This is a genomic window from Leptolyngbya sp. NK1-12, assembly GCF_032598965.1.
Classification (GTDB): Bacteria; Cyanobacteriota; Cyanobacteriia; order Elainellales; family Elainellaceae; genus Elainella.
On the sequence record NZ_CP053586.1, the window covers coordinates 6223571 to 6243593 of the forward strand.

The window sequence follows — 20023 nt, forward strand, 5'->3', positions numbered from 1 at the left end:
TTCGTAGTCTCTTAGGGTGGAATAGGGTGGAAATTGAGCGGTGGCAACGAAACCAGCAGTCACTCGCAGCAAACCGGGCCATTAGACTGATGAAATCACTCATGAAATCACTCATGAAATCAACGACTCGCTGCCTCAGGATGTTGATCATAAACCAGGTTATATGGGAATGCCAAAAGTCTGTTGATTTTTTCTGGTTTGAGCCAATTGGCGTTGCTGAATTCAGCAATGATTTGCCCTACTCTCTATGGATCATACCTAGCCCCAAGCTCAGGAAGCCGGAATGTCAGGATTTGATGGGATCGTCGTTAGCCAGTGCTCTAGTTGAGCAGGTAGAGGAGTGCGCTCGCGTGTGGTCGGATCAATACAGAGATGAACTGTTGCGGCTTGGCTGACTAGGGGTAGCGTGCTGGGTTCGGTTGTCGTCTTGAGTGGCCCTCGGATCATGTAATCAATCTGGAATTTCTCTGGACCGAGGCGGTTTGGCATAACGGCAATCGCGTAGGTCTGGCCGCACACCATCGGCTGCATAAAGCGAATCTCAGCATGAACAATCGGCACTGCCACCGCTTCCGCTCGAAAGAAAGAGTTCAATTCGACTCCAGCCGCCGCCAGCGACGCTTCATACGCTTCGTGACAAATCGACAAAACATTGGCAAAATACACCACTCCAGCCGCGTCGGTGTCGGAGAAACGAATTGTGCGCAGGTGGGTGAAGGGCATGGGGGTGGGGGGTAGGGAGTGGATGGGTGGGGGGTGGGGAGTGGATGGGTGGGGTGGGAAAAACTCTTCTGGCTTCTGACTCCTTCCCTAATTAGCTCTCCGCACATTCAAACAACACCAGTCTTGGCGTCGCCAGAGGGTGGCGATGGTCCAGCCGTGTTGTTCTAGGGTGTCGGCTATGGGCTTGACTTGGTCGAGCAAGAGGCCGCTGAGGATGCCCCATGTCGTGGGTTTGGCGATGGCGCTCATGTCGGGAATTAGGTCGATGATTACTTCGGCCAGAATGTTGCACAAAATGCCGTCTACTGGGGCGGAGATGAGCTGCTTGATCTGGTCCACGCTGCCTTCTGCCACCGTCAAACGGTCGGGGCTAATTTGGTTCATTTCGCGGTTTTCTAAAGCCGCCTGCACTGCTAATGGATCGGTATCGACGGCGTAGGCGTGTTTGGCTCCTAGCAGCAAGGCTCCAATCGAGAGAATGCCGGAACCGCAGCCGATATCGGCCACGACTAGCTCGGAATTCGGTTCGCTGATCCGCATCTCCAGGGATTCTAAACAGAGCTGGGTGGTGGCATGGGCACCTGTTCCAAAGGCGACGCCCGGATCGAGACGAATGATTAGCCGATCGGTTTGGTCGGGTAGGGGCAACCAGGCTGGATTGATCAAGAACCGATCGCCAATATTCTGCGGATGCCAGTGGGCTTTCCAACTACTCGACCAGTCTTCTTCGTCGATCAGGTGCCACTGCACAATCGGAACCGATAGCCCCGTGCAAAGGGCGTCCTGTTTCAGCAGGAGGGCGAGGGCGGCCAGATCGAGCTGCTGGGCCTTCATTTGCGGCAAATAGGCTCGCACTAGACAGCCATAGCCCCGCTGTTCACTCGCGCTACCGCGACAGCCAAAATCCTCTAACCGCCAATGCACTGAATCTTCAGCCATTGGGTCACACGCGACCTGAATCTCCCACCAGCTACTTGCCACCGTTGCAGCCGCCCATTCGATAAAGTTGCCCCTTACGCTTATTCACTCTATCTCACTCCGCGAAAAAACAGACCGGCGGTTTAAACCGCGCCATACAGACAAAACTCGCCTATGCAGGTTATCCCAATCCAATCTTTTGCCTACGCCATGTGGCGGATCGAAAAATTACGGGAATCCTGATTGAAGAAGCCATGAATGAGCTTCAAAAAATTGATGAAATTACCTGATCTGTCAGGATTGCCCATATGTGGGTGCGTACCATATAGAAGGATGCTGCTCTACTCTACATACTCAGGACAGAAAATATGCCTCAAACGTTGAATAAATCGATCAAGGCAACCGAAGCAAAAGCTGTCAAAGCATCACAATCCCAGTCTTCCTACATGCAAACCCGGATTCTACTGGCTTTATGGACACTGGGTGAAGCTACAAAGAGCGAATTGAAGGCTAGCTTGGTGCGGAAGCGTGAAAAAGAAACGGCAGGTGAGTACGAGAGCCGAAGCAACTCTTACTTAGCAGCCATTGCTCAACTTGAGGCCGATCAAGCCGTTCTAGTGAATGGCAATAAACTTTCACTCTCTGAAACAGGACTCAATCTGCTGGAGCAAGGGCTACTTAGCCCAAATTTCACCTTTGATGCTCAAATTGGCGCAAAAACCGCAAATGCTCTTTTAGGATGGATGCGTCAGCGAGCTTCAGGAATTGCATCCTCAACCGATAGCAAACCAACGGCTAGGGCTATTGCATCGTATGAAGAATTTGAAACAGTTGCAACAGAAGTTTTTGAGCGGCTTAATCAAGACTTCAACTTAAATAATCTTGTGCCAATTTATCGAATCCGTCGAGAGATTGGCGATCGCCTCAGCCGCAGTCAGTTTAATGAATGGTTGCTAGAGATGCAAGCAAGAGATGTTTGGCAGCTTATCGGTGGCGAAATGCCGGAACTTACACCCGATAAAGCTGAAGATTCAATCAAAACTGCACTAGGTGACGTTCGCTACTATGCGAAGCAACTATAGAACTTCTTCAGCTTCATCATTTGTTTTTTACAAGTTTGCCATTCTGTTGAGATTTGAGCACGATTATGTCTACCCCCGCTCCATCACCGCTTGCAGAAATCAATGCCGTTCTTCAAAAAGATAACCCTTTTGCTCAACCCCTTATTGTCAAGGCAGATCATATTTGGGGCAAAGGATTTCCAGATCTGGAGTTCCTAAACGCTCATGCTTCCGATGCAGTTTTTGCAGCGTTAGAGGATATTCGGGCAGGAAAATACTCAACCACATCACTCCTGATCACAGCCCAAAACGGAACTGGAAAAAGCCATATCATCAGCCGAATTCGTCATCGCCTACAAGCTCAGGGTGGAGCGCTGTTTGTTCTTGCAAATGCAAATAGAATTGATAATCTCAACCAGATTAAAGCTGGATTTCAGCAACTTTTAGCAGACAGTTTGAGCAATATTGGCAGTCAAGGAGTTAAACAATGGCAAGAGCTTGCAGCAGCGATGGCAAAAGATGCTTTGCAAGTTGTCAATGCAAGTACACAGCCGATATCTCCTAAAAACTTGGTTAAAAAGCTGGAAAATTCGGATAATGAAGAACAAGTTGGAAGATGGATTAATCAGCTGACCAAAGCTTTTTGCAAAGTAAAACCTGTCAAAGATCCTGACATCGTTCGAGCAATTTTCTGGACACTCTCTGAAGATGAAGCTCCTTACGCATCAAACTGGCTAGCAGGTAAAGCGCTTGCTCAATTTAAGGCTAATGAGTTGAGGCTACCCGAACAAAGACAATCATTCGATACAGTTCTGGAAATTCTAAGCCTCATTAGCCATTACAACGAACTTTTGATTTGTTTCGATGAACTAGATGATCTGCTATTTAATGATCATGGCCTTCATGTTTCTCAGCTCGTAGCTAACCTTGTCAAGGAATTGTTTGAAAACTTACATCGCGGTGTGATTCTTACCGTCATGATGCCTGGTACCTGGAAAGAGCGAATTATAGATGCGCTTGCTCCTGGTATTGTAAACAGGATGACAACGCAAGGACAGCCTTGTGAATTGAAATATTTGGATAGTGATTCCACAGTTGAACTCGTTGCGTTCTTTCTTAAAGAATTTTATGATGCGAGGAATTTAATTCCTCCCCAGCGTGTTTATCCTTTTGAAGAAGGGCAGCTTCGAGCCATTGGTCGAGAAAAACCAACGGTACGACAAGTTTTACAGTGGTGCCGTGAACACTGCAAGCCATCCGGTGAAGGACCCACTCCGCCACCCGAAGTTGACCCAGTTGAGTTAGCCTTCACTAACGAACTAGGTGTTGATATTAAAAACTCGCTAGATGACAACTACCTTTTAGCTGATGCATTGTTCTTTGGATTTGAGACGATTCTTGGTGAAGTAGTCGAAGGTGTCAAATTAGAAGAAGTTACAACTGGTGTTGGCAAGCGCGGTAAGAAAGATGAATACCTCAACTTCAAAATTCTAGGACAAGAGAATGGTCAGCAAGTGAGCATTGGTGTTGCTGTTCTACAGTACGATGGCGGTAAAGCGCTTGGAGCTGGATTTAAGAGATTACTTGATGAGGAGAAGCGTTTTAATTTAACTCGCGGCTGCTTAATCAGATCAAAAGATAAGCCGCTTAATGTTTACTTCCGAAATACCTATCTTCAACCGTTGGTTCAATCAGGTGGTGAGTTTGTTGAACTGAAAGAAAACGAAATTAAACCTTTAATGGCCATGCTTTCGGTTTATCGCAAACGCGAGTCAGATTACAAAGTAACAGAAGCGGAAATCTTCAATTTCATCAGGCAGCAAGGAGCAAAGTATTGGCTGGGGATTCACAACCCTTTACTTAAAGAGATTTTGAGCGACCCATCCTATCAAATTCCTGCTGATCTTCAAGATGAACCTGAAGTTCAAGTCAATCTGATTAGTAATTCCGAGGAAGAAGATACAGAAGCTCTCAAAGAATTAGCTCATGCTTGATTCAGTTCTACTAGACAGGGTTTTATGTCTACCAGCCATTGATATTGCTGTTTTACTGCAAGGGCGGTTGATAGCAGTTATTCCAAAGATTTCTGTGCAGAAGGAATGGGTGTTTGCTCTCTATCCTTGCACAAGGATAAATGATGGCGCGTCTGTTTATCAACAGTATCGGCAACATGTGTTTCCGTTGATTGATGCCGTATCTCAGCAACAATCCCAGCCGGTAAAAATTGAAGCATGGGCAAAATGTGAATCCTGTAAGTTGCTGTATGATGTGGAACAGGTAGATGCCCTGTCTAGTTTAACTATCTGGGCCAAAGAGCCACTTAGAGAGGCGTTTAAGCAGAGACAAAACTTGTTTCTAGCTTTTCTGCGTGTTTATCGAATGCCAGAACCAATCGAAGTTTCTCAAGAGTGCATTTCGCCCGAAAAACTAGGTAAATTTGTAGGTTTGCCTGCTTTAGGTCAGGAATTCTGTAAGCCTTTGAGAGTTACTCAGTTTCTGCCGGTATTGGATGAGGCTGCTTTCTTGCAGCGCAAGCAGCACCTTGAAGAATTAAAACCGCCACCTTATCTTGAGCTAGAAGAATTACACAGTGCTGTAGCTCAACTAGCAAAGGTTAAACCAGAAGCCAAAGTATTGGCAGAAGACATTAGCACTTTTCTCGGATGGAGCAACATTCCGGAAACAATCATTGATCCGATTGATCCAGATTTGCATTGGATTAAAACAATTGCAGAGGTGGGTAATTCCTCTGATGGACATCAGTTTGAGAAATTAGTTCGAAAAAGTCTGATTAAGCTTGGCTTCTCTAACTCTCGCGATAACATGAAAGCAAGCCTTGATCCAGAAGCAACGGGTGGAGCAGGTGGTATTGATTTTTACTGTGACGCACCTTTTCCAGTTGTCGGAGAATGTAAGGCAACTAAGAGCGAAAAAATTCCTAGTAAAACTCCGGGACAACTGCTTCAGTTGGGTAAAAATCATCTTCAAGAAGATTACGATCCTTGCATCAAAATGATTGTTGCCGCTGGGGAACTAACACAAGATGCAGAACTAACCGCTGTAACTCATCAGATGAACATAATTAGGCCCGAAACCCTACAACGACTCGTAGAATTTAAGGTAAAGTATCCAGGTGCTGTTGATCTTCTAGAATTAAAGCCCATTTTGGAAAAATCACCGTTTGGTGAAGAAGCTGATACTAAGCTGAACCAGTACGTTGATAATTTAGAGAAAAATCTTAGAATTCGTTCTCACGTTGTTAAGGCTCTTAAACGGCTAGCTGTTGTTGAACCAGATAGAAAACAGTTTGAAGTTACGGAGATTCGAGTTCAATACAATGCTTCTTTCGCCCAAAATGATGGAGTTGTTCTAGATAATCAAGCTGTATATGAATACTTGATAGAACTCTCTTCACCGCTTGCAGGCTACTTAGGGCGAGTTAAGGTCAGTGGCATTAGCAGTGATCGTTTTTATTTTCTCCGCGAGCTAAATCCTTTGGTTGAGTAACCGGGTCTGTTCAGAGTTGTGTGTCAATCTAGCTTTTGACTTCGCACTTCTCCCACTCATTCGATAAAGCTGCCTCTTACGCTATTCACTCTATCTCAATCCGCTTCGGCTACGAGCAAAACATGAGGCTAACCAGCAGGAAAAAATTTACAGGCTCGAATCCTGGGCTGACAAACTCGACGATTCGATACAGATACGATCGTTTATCTTTTTTGTTTATCACTCTCATTAGTTGTTTTGTTACTCACTGTTTTTGAGGTAGACCAAACTGTGCCGTTACCTGCTTCAAGTCTGACAATATAGGTCACTGCCCATACCTCTTTTAGAATTTCTCGTTGAGCAAAAAACGGAGCTGTTTCACCGCTTGCAATCAAAATCATGGGATCTGAAATTGTGGGATCTGCTGAAACTGAAGTGCTACTATCTTGGCTCCAAGGTGACATTGTGATTTCATATTTTGGTGAATTCGTTCTGCCTACATCTGAACTCGTTCCACCTACATGAGGCACAACCGTTAGTTTGACCACTGGATTCCATAAACTAAAGCTGCCAATGTTCTTTACCGTTAAGCAAATTACATGTAGTTGGAATGGAGACTCTTCAGGTGGACCGTGGACAGAAACATCGAGTAACAGCTCTAGCCGAATAGCGAGTGTTTGCCCATAGAAGAATCGATAATAAGAGAAGGTAGAACCGATTAGCAATAATACAATTGTTACAATACTATTCAGCGCTGCTAGGGCATCCTTTCGCTCTGCCAACCACCGAATAGAAATTTTCTGCTCTTTCTGAACATTTGCAACTACTAGTAAAGCAATAAGAGCTATTAGAATAAATTGAATGGTATGCTCGTGCCGTCTGTAGAGTTTCTTACGTTTCTTCAGAAAATCGCAGATAATTTCAGAAGAACGGGCTACTTTATCTTTAGCGCGAAGCAACGTCTTTCTAATTAAACTAAAAACATTGTTATTGATGTTCATTGACCTGAGTTCAGCTCAGAGTAGCTTAAGTTAGAAAACGTATTATTAAGAAAGCAACTAACACTGCAAATAAAAAAACGTAAACGCTGCCACCTATAAAAAGGGTTGTCAAGAGAGCAACCAACACTGCAAGTAAGAAGGTTACACAACCCCTACTGGGACCTACTATAGCTTTGGGGGGAGTAGGTGAGTTAGAAGTCCTCCTTGCGTCAGGTCTATTCGAATCCTTTCGTCCCATCTATAAAGTTCTACTTTAAGGTGCTGCTCCAGATTATAAGAGGACATCTGAGAAGCCGTAAAGTTGGCTGCCTGACAGGTCTCTGAGGAGGGGGAGTGCATTAGATGTGACGAACAAGGAGCGGACGCGGGGAAATCAAACTCGATCAAAGAATGAGCTATTTGCAAGTCTGGACACTAGGGGGAAAAAGTTGCCTGACTCAAGCCAATCCAAACTCCATTAGCAGCAAAATCCCAAATTCGATCAGCTCCAGGCTTGCTGCTAGAAGTCCTGTCTAGGTCAAAGGCAAGCTGTCAGTTTGCAACCAGCCAGCCAAAAGATCGCTACAGACTGCTCCGCTGCAACTTGCCCGATGTTGGAGAGCATAGCTGCTTGGCTTCAGGTGCTCTCGGCTAGCGTCACCGTGTAGGCATCGCGGATGCCGGGAACCTTGGTAATTTCCGTCAAGATGCCGTCTGGTAGCGGATCGTCGATACTCAGCACCATTACCGCATCACCGCGCACAATCTTGCGGCCTACCTGCATACTGGCGATGTTGACATTAAAGCTGCCCAGCAGTGAGCCAATTTTGCCGATGATTCCTGGCATATCGCGGTGCACCGTAAACAGCATATAGCGGCTGGGCGGCACGTTGACCGGGAAGCCATCAACGCTGGTAATGCGAATTTCCGAATCGCCCAGCAGAGCGCCACTAACTGAATGTTCACCCAGTGAGCCTTGCGCCGTCAGCACTAGCGAGCCAGTGTAGTCCCGCACTGAGGCATCGCGAGTTTCCACTACCCGAATGCCGCGCTCCTTGGCTTCGATGCTGGCATTGACGTAGTTAACCCGCTCTTGCAGCGCATGGGAGAGCAGCCCCTTGAGGGCAGCCACCACCACCGGCTGACTTTCGCTGCTCGCGAGTTCGCCTTGCAGGCGGACATTCAGGGCATCGATGCGGCCACCGGCCAACTGACTGACCAAATTGCCCAGGGTTTCGGCCAACTGGAGATTGGGCCGCAGTTTTTCCATCAGGTCGGGGCGCAGACCTGGAATATTCACCGCTGAGCGAGCTGGCAGCCCCAGCAGCACGTCGCGGATTTGCTCGGCCACATCGATTGCCACATTCACCTGGGCTTCTTCGGTGGAGGCTCCCAAGTGGGGCGTCAGAATCACGTTTTTACCCAGCGAGCGCAGCTGAGATTCGGCCTCTAGCGGCTCGTTTTCGTAGACATCTAGCGCGGCTCCGGCAATCCGGCCCTGGTGAACTGCCTCGACCAATGCGGCTTCGTCGATGATGCCGCCTCTGGCGCAATTGACAATCCGCACCGTAGGCTTCATTTTGGCGAGGGCTTCGGCGTTGATCAGGTGGTAGGTTTCGGGTGTTTTGGGCAGGTGCAGTGTAATGTAGTCGGCTTCGCGGAACAGGAAGTCGAGTTCTACGAGCTGGCAGCCCATCTGTTCGGCCCGTTCGGTGGTGAGAAATGGATCGTAGGCCAGCAGCCGCATATTCATGGCGCGGGCGATCCCAGCCACATGGGAGCCAATTTTGCCCAAGCCGACGATGCCCAAGGTTTTTTTGTAAACTTCGACGCCAGTGAAACTCTTGCGGTCCCACTGTCCACTTTTAACCGATTGGTTAGCATCAGGAATATAGCGCGACAGAGCAAACATCATCGCCACGGCATGCTCAGCCGCCGCGACCGTATTGCCCTCCGGCGAGTTCACGACTAAAATGCCTCGACGGGTGGCTGCCGGTACATCCACATTATCGACCCCGACTCCGGCTCGTCCAATGATTTTGAGCTGTTTGCCAGCTTCAATCACGGCCTCGGTCACGCGGGTTCCTGACCGGATCATCAGGGCGTCATAGTCCGGGATAATTTGGACTAGCGCATCTGCAGCTAAATTGGTCTTTACGTCAACTTGAGCAACCTGAGATAGGATGTCAATTCCAACTTGGTCGATTGGATCAGAAACAAGAACCTTAGGCATGGATCGGCAAGGGGGTGTAACGTGGTGGTTCGCTTAATGACTAGCTTAGTGAATTTCGCGCCGGCCTTGAGGGTAAGCCTGATGCACAACCTCAATGGGGCCTTTCTTGATATAACCAACAGGCATTCTACTGCAAAGCCGTCACCCGACTGTGGAATATCTGCAAAGATTTCCACTTTCTCTGTGTTTAATTGGTGATCACTCCATTAATATTTGCCAAGAACATTGATCACCCAGTATTCTGCTTAAGGTTGTTTCCTTGGCTGTGAGCTATTTTGGATGCAAGTTTGGACGCAAATTGAGTATGCAACCCCCTAATTCTTTGATTGCCCTTGGTGTGAGTGCTGTAGTTGCTGCAAGCGCGATTGGAGTTTCCCCTGCGGCGGCAGAGCCAGGAATCTCTCATCGCCAATCTCCAGCAAAACGAGAGACAACACAGACAAATTTGCCCTCAGAGCCTGCCCCGGATTCTGCGAATGCGGCTAGCTCGTCTGAGCAGCCTAGCCCTGCCCATCAGCCTGATTCCGCGGCATCCAGCTCTGAGCCTGCCGTTAGCCTCCAGGATTCGGACGCCTTGCGCCGCTCGGACCAACTGCTGGATCGGTTCCAAACCGAGACGCGCATTCAGCAACGGCTGAACCAATCTCAGTTTCGCACCTACGACCGCCCGCTTAGCCCGCAACCCAATCCGCTACAAATGGAGCAGATGATGCAGCAAATTAGTCTGCCTGATGCTCAAAATCCGGCCATTGATACGAATCCGTCTCGCACGCTGGATCGGTTGCAGTTTGAACAGCGCGTGCGGCAACGGTTGCAAGCTCCTGAGCCTCAATCTGCCGTCTCTGCGCAGCCAGCCGCTAGTACTACAGCTAATGCCCCAGATCATTCCACTAATTCCACAGGGTCAGAAACACCTGCGGCGACATCTCCCGCTGAAGCTTCTCCACCTCTAGCTCAGACCTCAGCTGCAGTGGAATCCCCTTCAGAAGCCAAGTCCCGTCCATCGCTGAATCCAACTTCCAATCAGGCCGAACATCAGAACCAACCGACGGAATCAGCTTGGGCTGATCCCCCAGTCGCTGAGCCACAGCCTCGACGGGTCTCTAGAGGATATGCTTCTAGAACGGCCAGGACTCGCGCAGCTGCCAATTCCCCTGCTGCTGACCAAGCCGAGGCTAGCCCAACAGAACCTGCAGCAGCGACTGAAGCAACAGCCAACCAGACCGATGCCAACGTCCCACAACCCACGGAATCGGCAGAATCAGCAGAACCGATGGCAATTGAGCCATCTCCTGAATCAGGTCCCGATCCAGATCCTGAATCGGCTGTTTCTGAAGCTGTTTCGGAACCAGTTTCAGAAACAGTCGCTGAGACTACAGCAACCGATCCAACTCAAGAGGCAGCCCAAGCAGAACCGACGGCAACTGAAGCCAGCGCCACCGATACAGTCGCTGAAGCACCCACCAGTCAAGCCGAGGCAGAGCAAGAAACCAACGTCACACCAGAGGCCGAAGCTCAGCCTGTTGATCGAGAGACCAGACGCAAAAGACGCCAAGCTCGACGCCGCGCTGAAACAGCCCAGACCGAAACCCAAACTGAAACCGCCCCAACCGAAACAATACCAGCGCCAGTCGCTCCCCCAACTGACACCACTCCCCCACCGGCAGATAGTCTCCCGACGATCCCATTTGATCCCAACCCCACGGATGGGCAAACCGACGGCCAAGCCCCTGGTACAAGCCTGATTCCCGGTGACAACGAACCCGCTCCCGAATACTTGGATCCCAATCCGAATCCGCTGGCCTTTCCCACTGAAGCCGATGAGGTTGAACTGGTAGGCACCCAGCCAATCACTCTGCGTCAGGCGGTTGAGTTGGCGCTACGCAACAATTCCGAATTGCGGCAGGCCCAGTTCCAACTTGAACGTGCTCAGGCTCAGTTGCGAGAGCGGCTAGCGAGCAACTTGCCCACACTGGATGCAAATGCTAGGTTCGAGCAGAGTGGCACCGAGAATGTAGTCCGGTCACCAGAAACAACCGGAGTTGACCCCACCACTGGAGAACAAATCACCACCGGCGGCGACCTAGTGCGAAATTACCAAGACTCTACCCTTCTAGGTACAGGCATTCAGCTTAATTACAATGTTTTCACATCGGGCAGACGTCCTGCCCTGATTGAAGCGGCCCAAAGTCAGGTGCGGCTTCAGCAATTGGACATTGAGCGCCAGACCGAACAGTTAATCCTAGAAACCACCGGCGACTATTACGATTTGCAGCAGGCCGGGGCACAGGTAAATATCTTTAGTGCCAATCTAGCCCAGGCAGAACAGAGTTTACGCGATGCCCAAGCTTTGGAACGGGCCGGAGTCGGCACCCGGTTTGATGTCCTTCAGGCGGAAGTGGATGTGGCAAATGCGCGGCAGCGGCTGACTCAGCAGCTCAGTGACCTAGAGGTGGCGCGGCGGCAGTTGGCTCAACGGTTAAACATTTCCCAGACCGTGAATGTTTCAGCAGCCGATCCAATTGAAGTCGCGGGCGTTTGGGATTTGGGTCTAGAAGAAAGCATTGTTCAGGCCTACAAAAACCGAGTGGAGCTAGAGCAGCAGTTGGTTCAGCGGGAGATTTCTCAGCAGGAACGACGGGCAGCCCTGGCTCAGTTGGGTCCCCAAGTCAGTTTTGTCGGCAACTTTAACGTCACCAATAACTTGGACAACGATGCTTTTCTTGATTCTTTCGGCTACAACTACTCCCTAGCGTTGCAGGCCAGCCTAGCCCTGTTTGATGGAGGCTTAGCCCGGGCGCAAGCCAACCAGGCGGAATCTAATATCTCGATTGCTGAGGCCGAGTTTGAGAATGTCCAAGACCAGATCCGCCTAGATGTGGAGCGGGGCTTCTCCCAACTCAACGCCAGCTTTGCCAATATCCAAACCACCGCACTCGCGGTCGAACAAGCCACCGAAGCCTTGCGGTTAGCTCGGCTCCGCTTCCAGGCTGGTGTCGGCACCCAAACCGACGTACTGCGGCAACAGGCCGTTTTAGCCGAGGCCCAAGTCAACAACCTGAGTGCCATTCTGGACTATAACCGTGCTCTAGCCGTACTGCGACGGGCTGTTAGTAACTATCCAGAAGGTTTTCTGAACGACCAGCCATGAAGGGGAGTTTTGAGTTTTGAGTTTTGAGTTTTGAGTTTTGAATTTTGAATTGGGAGGTGATGAACGGGTAGCTTGCCTGCGGTGGAGAACCGTTGGCATGATCGCCTGAAATCATTTGGCTGAATGGTTCTGCTGTCAAGGCTGCTGGTTCAACTCTCCTCGGTTCGCTCTGGTTTGTTAAAGCAGGCTTCGGCTTTGCAGAGGAGGTCGATGGCTTGCTCTGCTGTCATTAGGCGTTTGAGCATCACATTGCCGATTGAACGACTAGCCGGATTACTCAAGGCCGGGTCAATCGGTTTAACTTCGACCATAATTACAGCTTCTTCAACGCTGTAGAGCCAGAGCCGTTCGCCGTTCTCCAAAATGCAGAGATTGGTCTGCTGAATATCGGGCTTTCGCCGCCAAGCGGCTTCATTCCACAGGCCGCCGAATTCCCAGACGCGACCGACGCTCCATCCTTCCGATAGAAAAAAATACTTCACAGACGTTTTGTTCGAGTGTGCCAAATCAATTTCATCATTATGCCTCGCTCTGGGGATTTGGTCGATTGGTTTTGGTGGAAAGGCTAGAATCGAGTTAGTCGAATCGATTTGAGAACAAGCGATGGACTTGATGCTGTATGAGCAGGACTACTACCGATGGCTAACTGAAACCGCCGCGGCGCTTGCTGACGGACGCTTTTCTGAACTCGATGTTCTCAATCTGGTGGATGAGCTAGAGTCGATGGGCAAGAGCCAGAAACGAGCAATCGAGTCCTACCTGAATGTGCTTTTGCTACATTTACTCAAGTGGAAGTATCAATCCAATCATCGTAGCGGCAGTTGGAAAAGCTCGATCCGTAATAGCCGTCGTGCGATTCAGAAACGGATTGCCGAAAGTCCAAGCTTGAGAACCTATCCGAAAACCGTATTTTTAGAATGCTATGCAGTTGCTAGGGAAAACGCGGCTGACGAAACAGAATTGCCGCTAGAGGTGTTTCCTGAGCTGCCGCCCTTTACATTCGAACAGGTTCTAGACGAAACATTTTTACCCTGAAGCTTGGGCTGCCAGTTTGCTATAAGCTTACCTATCGCATCGAGAATTTTGCCATGATTGCCAATTCCAGCCCGGCCCACTTTACAGCGGAAGAATACTTGGAGTGGGAGTTACAGCAAGATGTCCGTTACGAATACATCGAGGGCGAAGTGGTTGCCATGACCGGCGGCACCATTCCTCATAATGATGTTGCGCTTAATGTGTACCGCGCACTTTACCCGCATGTTCGCTCTAGGGGATGTCGAACTAACGTGGCTGATGTCAAAGTCCAGGTCACTCCCACCGTCTATTTCTATGCCGATCTAGTGATTAGCTGTGACGAGCGAGACTGCAATGCGATTAAGCTGATTCGATATCCCAAGCTGATTGTTGAAGTGCTTTCACCCAGCACCGAGGCCGACGATCGAGGTCGGAAGTTTAGTTACTATCGCTCATTGGAAACGCTTCAGGAATATGTTCTGATCGACTCAGAACAAATGAATGTAGAGTGTTTCCGTCGGGGTGAAGGCAAGCTGTGGCTTTACACACCTTATACGACTGGAGAGATTATCAGCTGGGAAAGTATTGAATATTCTTGTGCCATCGAGCAAATCTATGAAGATGTCCAATTGACACTACAATTGACACAGGAAATTGAAAATATTGATTTGCCTAATTGAATCGATCGCTGAACACTGAGCAGAAATTGCTAAAGATGCACAAGTGGCAATCGCAAGAAAGCATCATCCAAAGGTGGGATATCGGATGTGTCAATTTCTTCATCGGTCATCGCATCAACTCTAGCCTAATTGGTTTTGGAGGAATTGTTCATATTGGCGTCGTTCATGTTTCAAGGCTTTTCGTAAGGAAATAACTCGAATTGTATTTCCATCCAGTTCTGTAAATACAATCGTAACAACTCGATATAAGCGGGTGATGGGACTCGAACCCACGACATTCAGCTTGGGAAGCTGACGTTCTACCACTGAACTACACCCGCAGGTGGCAAAATTCTGTGTATCCAAGCATAGCGCATTTTTGAGGCGATTGCTGTGTCTAATTTGGGACAGAATCGGTAGGATTTAAGCAGTTCAATAAAATAAGGTAACAACCGCGCCGATCTGGGCATGCTTGAGGAAAAGAATGGTTAAGCAATCTTAAACCCCTAATGCAGATTAAGTGAGAACCCAGGATGTTTAACGCCACCGAACTGCTGATTGATGACTTCGTGCAGAAGCTGAAAGAAGGCTATCGTCGCACCTATGGTGCATGGAAACACGATTACGAAGACATTATTGGTTGGGTAGGGTCGATGGCGCTAGAAAATATTGCCAATAGTGACGCTCTATACCACAATGTCGAGCACACTATTCTCGTCACCTTGGTAGGCCAAGAGATCTTACGCGGTCGGCATATTCGCGAGGGCGGGGTTTCTTGCGAAGATTGGCTGCACTTCATTATTTCATTGGTTTGTCACGACATTGGCTATGTCAAAGGAGTTTGTCGGGATGATCGGGATGGCTGGTATGCCACTGGACAGAGCAGTGAAATGGTTTACCTGCAGCCCGGATCTACCGACGCCAGCTTAACGCCCTACCATGTGGATCGGGCCAAGTTATTCATCGATGAGCGCTTTGGTGGGCATAGCTTAATTGACTCTGAACGCATCAAAGTCAATATTGAACTAACCCGCTTCCCCGTCCCCAATAAAGAGGATCATCAAGACACAATTAATTACCCCGGCTTGATTCGCGCTTCTGATTTAATTGGGCAACTCAGCGACCCGCGTTATCTCAAGAAAATTAGTGCGCTGTTCTATGAATTTGAGGAAACGGGCGTCAATAAGTTTTTAGGATATCGTCATCCAGGAGATTTGCGCAAAAACTATCCCAAGTTCTACTGGAATGGGGTTTATCCCTATGTGAAAGATTCATTGAAATATTTGGAGTTGACACAACAAGGAAAGCAAATCATTGCCAATCTCTACTCCAACGTATTCGTTGTGGAACATGAACCTATTGGGCTGGAGCTTGCTGCGGTTGAAGCCGATCAACTAAGCTGACTGACAAACTGCTTCATAAGGGTTTAGTACGACAACTGGTATGGGCATGGCGGCCTTGTGTAGCGTGTCTAGTTGATTGTTTGTAAATCACTTCACCGCTCAACGGCCATTCTGGTCGTGAATCCTGTGAGCTGTGTTTGTAAAGACTTAGCAAATTTTTCTGCGATTCTGGGGCTACAGCGTTACGAGGCTGAATTTTCCTCTGGATGTTGATGTAGGGTGTTTATTGTTGCAATTTTGACGTGAAACTTAAATTGGCGTTTGGTTCAGGTTTTGGTTTTCCTCAGCAAGTTTCTGCTTTCAATGGTGCAATTTAATGGCAATGTCCCAATTTAATTCTCGATTGCTCTCCCTGTGGGTGGTTCGCTTGGTCTCGATTGCTCCCGCCCTTCTGATGGGCGGGTTATTCAACGACTCTCCGGCAGCAGCACTTCCGACCGCGACTCAACCGCAGCACCTAGGGCAGGCCCAAACTCAGCCGGCACCGATTCTAGGAGTGGTCAGAAGTGCAGACAATCAGGCCCAATGGGCAGACATTACTGCGCGTCTCGATGCCAGTGGACTGACCTATCGGGTAATTGATTGGAATGCAGTGCAACGCTCTACCGACTTTGGCGATATCACTGTTCTGTTTTTGCCCAATGTGCAAACCATTACCTCTGAGCAGCTTTTGGGAGTCCAAGCTTGGCTTAACCGAGGTGGGCGCTTGATTGTCAGTGGTGCAGCGGGCAGTCAGTCTTCTGCAGGGGTGCAAAACGCTTTGCGTTCCCTGCTGGGTGCCTACTGGGCGTCTGATTTATCCCAACCTCAAACCCTACAGCCGCTTCAGATCGCCAGCCAACGCTGGGTTCGTGGAGCCGATACGGGCAGTACGGTGCTCGGTGGCGTAATCGTTCCCACCAGTCTTGCCAGTCAACCCGTGGTGGTGTGGGATCGGACCGAGCAGCCGAATCTGAGTGCTGGAGCGAGCAGTGGAGCCGCCGTAGTGGTGACGCAAAAATCTACGTTTTTGGGCTGGCGCTGGGGAGACCAGTCCTCTAGCTTGGCGGAGTTTGACACTAGTTGGTTGAGGGCCGCTGTGAGTCGGTTTGAGGGCATCTTCCCCGTTGTTGCTGCCACGCCTGCTCCCATGTCCGGGTCTGCTATCACCACTGTACCGGCACCCCAAAGCAATCGAACCAGCAATCCTGCACCAAGCGGTCCCGTCGCCGTCACGTCTCCCCGCACAGCTCCTCCTCCTCCTCGCGCTACCACCTCCCGTGAAACTTCAGACAACCCTGCGGGGACTGCTTCTAGGAATACTAGGCAACCCAATCGCCAAGTAGACGTAACGAGGCTGCTCAACCGCGCTCCTCAGACTGCTCCTACCAGTACTGATCCAGCCGAACAGGTCGCTCCTGTCGAACTAGAGGTCCACCGAAGTGGAGCACGCATCACGCTCTACGAAGCCACCACAATGCGACAAGAGTTGGAGAATCTAATTGGCCGCTATGAGAGTGCGCTGATTCTGGCTTCTTCCCGGAGTAATACCCAGAGTAATACCCAGCTTAATCAGGCTCAATCAGGAGCAAAAGTGGGTGATGTCGTGCAGGTGGCGACCAATTCAGCCGAACTGCTCGGCAATGGGATTTTGGCCCAAGCGCGACAGGGCTACACGGCTTTTTCAGAAGCACTGAACCAACGCGATTACGCAGCGGCGCGGCAGCAATGGCTCGCTACCCGTCAGCTTTTGTGGCAGAATTTTCCGCTGGATCGGCCTTTGTCTCAACCGGAGGTGCGAGCCATCTGGCTGGACCGGGGCACGATTGTCCAGGCTGGCTCCCGGCAAGGTCTGGCGCAGATTTTCGATCGCCTTGCGGCTGCCGGTATCAACACGGTATTTTTTGAAACGGTGAATGCGGGCTACCCGATCTATCCCAGTCGAGTTGCGCCAGAGCAGAATCCGTTGACGCGGCACTGGGATCCGCTAGCAGCAGCCGTAGAGCTAGCGGATGCACGAGGCATGGAGCTGCATGCCTGGGTATGGACCTTTGCGGCAGGCAATCAGGTTCACAATGCCATTCTCAACCAACCGGCCAGCTATCCTGGCCCGATTCTGGCGGCTCGGCCCAACTGGGCCAACTACGATAATCGTGGCTCTCTCATCCCACCCGGACAAACCAAGCCGTTTCTCGATCCGGCTAACCCAGAGGTGCGGGCCTATCTGCTCAGTTTGTTTGAGGAAATAGTCACCCGCTATGATGTGGACGGCCTCCAGCTCGACTACATTCGCTACCCGTTTCAAGATCCACGGGCCGGTGGACATACCTACGGCTATGGCATGGCAGCGCGTCAGCAGTTTCAGCGCTTGACCGGGAGCGATCCGGTGAACCTATCGCCGAGTCACCCGCAGTGGCAGCAGTGGACTGCGTTTCGGACTGAGCAGGTCAATTCCTTTGTGGCGGATGTCTCTAGGCTCGTGCATGGCTTAAAGCCAGAACTGATCCTCTCGACCGCTGTGTTTGCCTTGCCGGAACGGCGACGGGTGAATGAAATTCAGCAAAATTGGGAAGTGTGGGCGCAGCGAGGCGATGTGGACATGATCGTCTTGATGAGCTACGCCAGAGATACCAACGGCTTGCAGCGGCTAGCCAATCCGTGGCTATTGGAAAACGCCGATCTGGGAACAACGCTGATTTTGCCGGGGATTCGTCTGCTGAATCTATCGAACGAGACGGTAGTGGATCAAATTCAGGCGTTGCGGGATTCTCCATCGGGTGGGTTTGCTTTGTTTGCGGCTGAGAATCTCAATAGCGGTCTGCAAACTATTTTTCGTCAGATTCAAGGGGAAAGCGCCGCAACCAGTGAGCCAATTCCCTATCGGGATCCGTTTGCCACAGCAGCCAGCCGTTACAGCGTGTTACTCCAGCAGTGGAACTGGCTGCTAGAGAACGGTCAATTGCAGGTGCGAGAATCCCAGATTGAGCCTTGGCGTAGCAAAACCGCAGCCCTAGAGCAAGCCTTGCAAACGCTAGCGACCGACCCGTCTAGCGCTAATCTCCAGCAGGCCAGAACTCTATTGCGCAGTTTTCAAACCCAGTTCAAAACCTGGATGAATTTGCCAGTTCTGAGTGAAGCCTATCGGATTAACACCTGGCAAAATCAGCTCGAAACGTTGGAAACACTGTTAGGCTATGGGGAACGGGTTGTCCTGAATCGACCCAGACTGACGCGCCAGCAAGCTGTTCGGCAACGCACAGAGCAAACGGCTGAAATGCCCTGAATAAAGCCCTGAATAAAGAGAATAAAGAGAATAAAGAGGTCTGTAAGAGTCAACGACCGCACCCACAAGGGGATGGGGTTTTCCCGGCAATCTTTATAAATCATCTAGGTCGAGGCCCGTCGGCGCAGTACCTCAAGCAACGTCAAAAACGTAGCGGGAAGCGGCGCGATAACTTCGATCCAGTCTCCGGTGACAGGATGCTGCAATGTCAACTTCCAGGCATGGAGGGCTTGTCCGGGTAGATTGACGCCTACCGCCCGTCCTGAACTGTAGACCGGATCTCCCACCACCGGATGCCCGATGTGAGCGCTATGCACCCGAATTTGGTGAGTCCGTCCTGTCTCTAACTGAAACCGCATCAACGTGTAGTTTCCTAGGCGCTCTGCCACTTCCCAGTGGGTCACAGCCCGTCTGCCGCCCCTATCTTCTGACACAACAGCCATTTTTTTGCGCTCCACTGGGTGACGGCCAATTGGTGCATCAATAGTGCCCCTAGATTGGGTCGGAGCGCCATAGACGACTGCTAGATACTCGCGCCTTGCCGTTTTGGTTTTGAATTGAGACTGCAAATGCTGATGGGCTAAATCGGTTTTAGCAATGGCTAGGGCACCGCTGGTGTCTTTGTCAAGCCGATGCACAATGCCGGGCCGCTGGACCCCGCCAATGCCTGCCAAGTTGTTGCAGTAGGCCAATAGGGCATTCACCAAAGTGCCGCCCTCGTGACCCGGTGCCGGATGCACCACCAAGCCAACGGGCTTATTGATAATCAGCAGGTGCTCATCTTCATAGAGGACGTCTAGCGGCCTCTCCTCTGGCACCAAATCGAGCGGCTTGGCCGCTGGAATCGTTACCTGAATGCAGTCCCCCGGTTGCACAACTAGCTTCTGCGAGTTGCAGACCTGCCCATTGAGCTGAACTTGCCCCTGCTCGATCAGCTTCTGAATGCGGGAGCGCGATAAATCAGGAACCTGCTCTGCCAGCCAGCGGTCGAGACGGCCTCCAGCTTTGTCGGCTACCAGTTGCAGATGAGAGGCTGAATTGTCTGAATTCACGGGCTGATCTAGCGATTGTTGATCGAGCAAGGGATTGATCAAAACGACTTGGCTAAAAAGAACAACTAATCGATCCTAAAC

General features: G+C 50.1%; 14 protein-coding genes and 1 tRNA gene. 8 read left to right on the forward strand and 7 right to left on the reverse strand.

Annotated features, from left to right (window positions below; all coding sequences use genetic code 11):
- Window positions 1-270: 270 nt before the first annotated feature.
- Together HJG54_RS26760 and prmA are read right to left on the reverse strand one after the other, a co-directional pair.
- Entirely contained in the window at window positions 271-723 is a 453-nt protein-coding gene (locus HJG54_RS26760; protein WP_316432260.1) for an acyl-CoA thioesterase, read from the reverse strand.
- A gap of 87 nt (window positions 724-810) precedes the next feature.
- Complete coding sequence (gene prmA, locus HJG54_RS26765; protein WP_316432261.1) at window positions 811-1704, reverse strand: 50S ribosomal protein L11 methyltransferase; 894 nt, start codon at window positions 1702-1704, stop codon at window positions 811-813.
- Window positions 1705-2009: 305 nt separating this feature from the next.
- Between prmA and HJG54_RS26770 the strand changes: the two genes are divergently transcribed.
- From HJG54_RS26770 to HJG54_RS26780, 3 genes are all read left to right on the forward strand, one after another.
- Entirely contained in the window at window positions 2010-2723 is a 714-nt protein-coding gene (locus HJG54_RS26770) for a hypothetical protein (protein WP_316432262.1), read from the forward strand.
- A 65-nt stretch (window positions 2724-2788) separates the two neighbouring features.
- Window positions 2789-4696 carry an AAA family ATPase gene (locus HJG54_RS26775; protein WP_316432263.1) on the forward strand — a complete coding sequence of 636 codons (1908 nt, stop codon included), beginning with the start codon at window positions 2789-2791 and terminating at the stop codon, window positions 4694-4696.
- Window positions 4689-6209 (forward strand): DUF1802 family protein, encoded by a 1521-nt coding sequence (locus HJG54_RS26780; RefSeq protein ID WP_316432264.1) that lies wholly within the window; start codon window positions 4689-4691, stop codon window positions 6207-6209. Before HJG54_RS26775 ends, HJG54_RS26780 begins: the two co-directional genes overlap by 8 nt.
- 203 nt (window positions 6210-6412) lie before the next feature.
- On the opposite strand, the gene HJG54_RS26785 is transcribed toward HJG54_RS26780, so the two are convergent.
- A complete protein-coding gene (locus HJG54_RS26785) occupies window positions 6413-7189 on the reverse strand; it encodes a hypothetical protein (RefSeq protein WP_316432265.1) in 777 nt (258 codons plus the stop codon).
- A gap of 616 nt (window positions 7190-7805) precedes the next feature.
- Window positions 7806-9401, reverse strand: coding sequence for a phosphoglycerate dehydrogenase (gene serA, locus HJG54_RS26790; protein WP_316432266.1), 1596 nt, complete (start codon window positions 9399-9401; stop codon window positions 7806-7808).
- Between the two features lie 304 nt (window positions 9402-9705).
- Here serA and HJG54_RS26795 point away from each other — a divergent pair, with 304 nt between their 5' ends.
- Window positions 9706-12552 carry a TolC family protein gene (locus tag HJG54_RS26795; protein ID WP_316432267.1) on the forward strand — a complete coding sequence of 949 codons (2847 nt, stop codon included), beginning with the start codon at window positions 9706-9708 and terminating at the stop codon, window positions 12550-12552.
- 149 nt (window positions 12553-12701) lie between these two features.
- Here the strand turns inward: HJG54_RS26795 and HJG54_RS26800 are convergent, their stop codons facing one another.
- A complete protein-coding gene (locus HJG54_RS26800) occupies window positions 12702-13034 on the reverse strand; it encodes a hypothetical protein (protein ID WP_316432268.1) in 333 nt (110 codons plus the stop codon).
- Between the two features lie 121 nt (window positions 13035-13155).
- On the opposite strand from HJG54_RS26800, the gene HJG54_RS26805 reads away from it, so the two are divergent.
- Both HJG54_RS26805 and HJG54_RS26810 read left to right on the forward strand, forming a co-directional pair.
- Window positions 13156-13587 (forward strand): DUF29 domain-containing protein, encoded by a 432-nt coding sequence (locus HJG54_RS26805; RefSeq protein ID WP_316432269.1) that lies wholly within the window; start codon window positions 13156-13158, stop codon window positions 13585-13587.
- Window positions 13588-13640: 53 nt separating this feature from the next.
- The gene (locus tag HJG54_RS26810) at window positions 13641-14246 is read left to right on the forward strand and encodes a Uma2 family endonuclease (RefSeq protein ID WP_316432270.1); all 606 of its coding nucleotides are present in this window, start codon (window positions 13641-13643) and stop codon (window positions 14244-14246) included.
- A gap of 248 nt (window positions 14247-14494) precedes the next feature.
- Here the strand turns inward: HJG54_RS26810 and HJG54_RS26815 are convergent.
- Window positions 14495-14566, reverse strand: a tRNA-Gly gene (locus tag HJG54_RS26815).
- A 192-nt stretch (window positions 14567-14758) separates the two neighbouring features.
- On the opposite strand from HJG54_RS26815, the gene HJG54_RS26820 reads away from it, so the two are divergent.
- Window positions 14759-15628, forward strand: a complete 870-nt coding sequence (locus tag HJG54_RS26820; RefSeq protein ID WP_316432271.1) for an Npun_R2479 family HD domain-containing metalloprotein — start codon at window positions 14759-14761, stop codon at window positions 15626-15628.
- Between the two features lie 322 nt (window positions 15629-15950).
- Complete coding sequence (locus tag HJG54_RS26825) at window positions 15951-18890, forward strand: glycoside hydrolase family 10 protein (protein ID WP_316432272.1); 2940 nt, start codon at window positions 15951-15953, stop codon at window positions 18888-18890.
- A 104-nt stretch (window positions 18891-18994) separates the two neighbouring features.
- Here HJG54_RS26825 and HJG54_RS26830 read toward each other — a convergent pair whose 3' ends face one another.
- Entirely contained in the window at window positions 18995-19942 is a 948-nt protein-coding gene (locus HJG54_RS26830; RefSeq protein ID WP_316432273.1) for an RluA family pseudouridine synthase, read from the reverse strand.
- Between the last annotated feature and the right edge of the window lie 81 nt (window positions 19943-20023).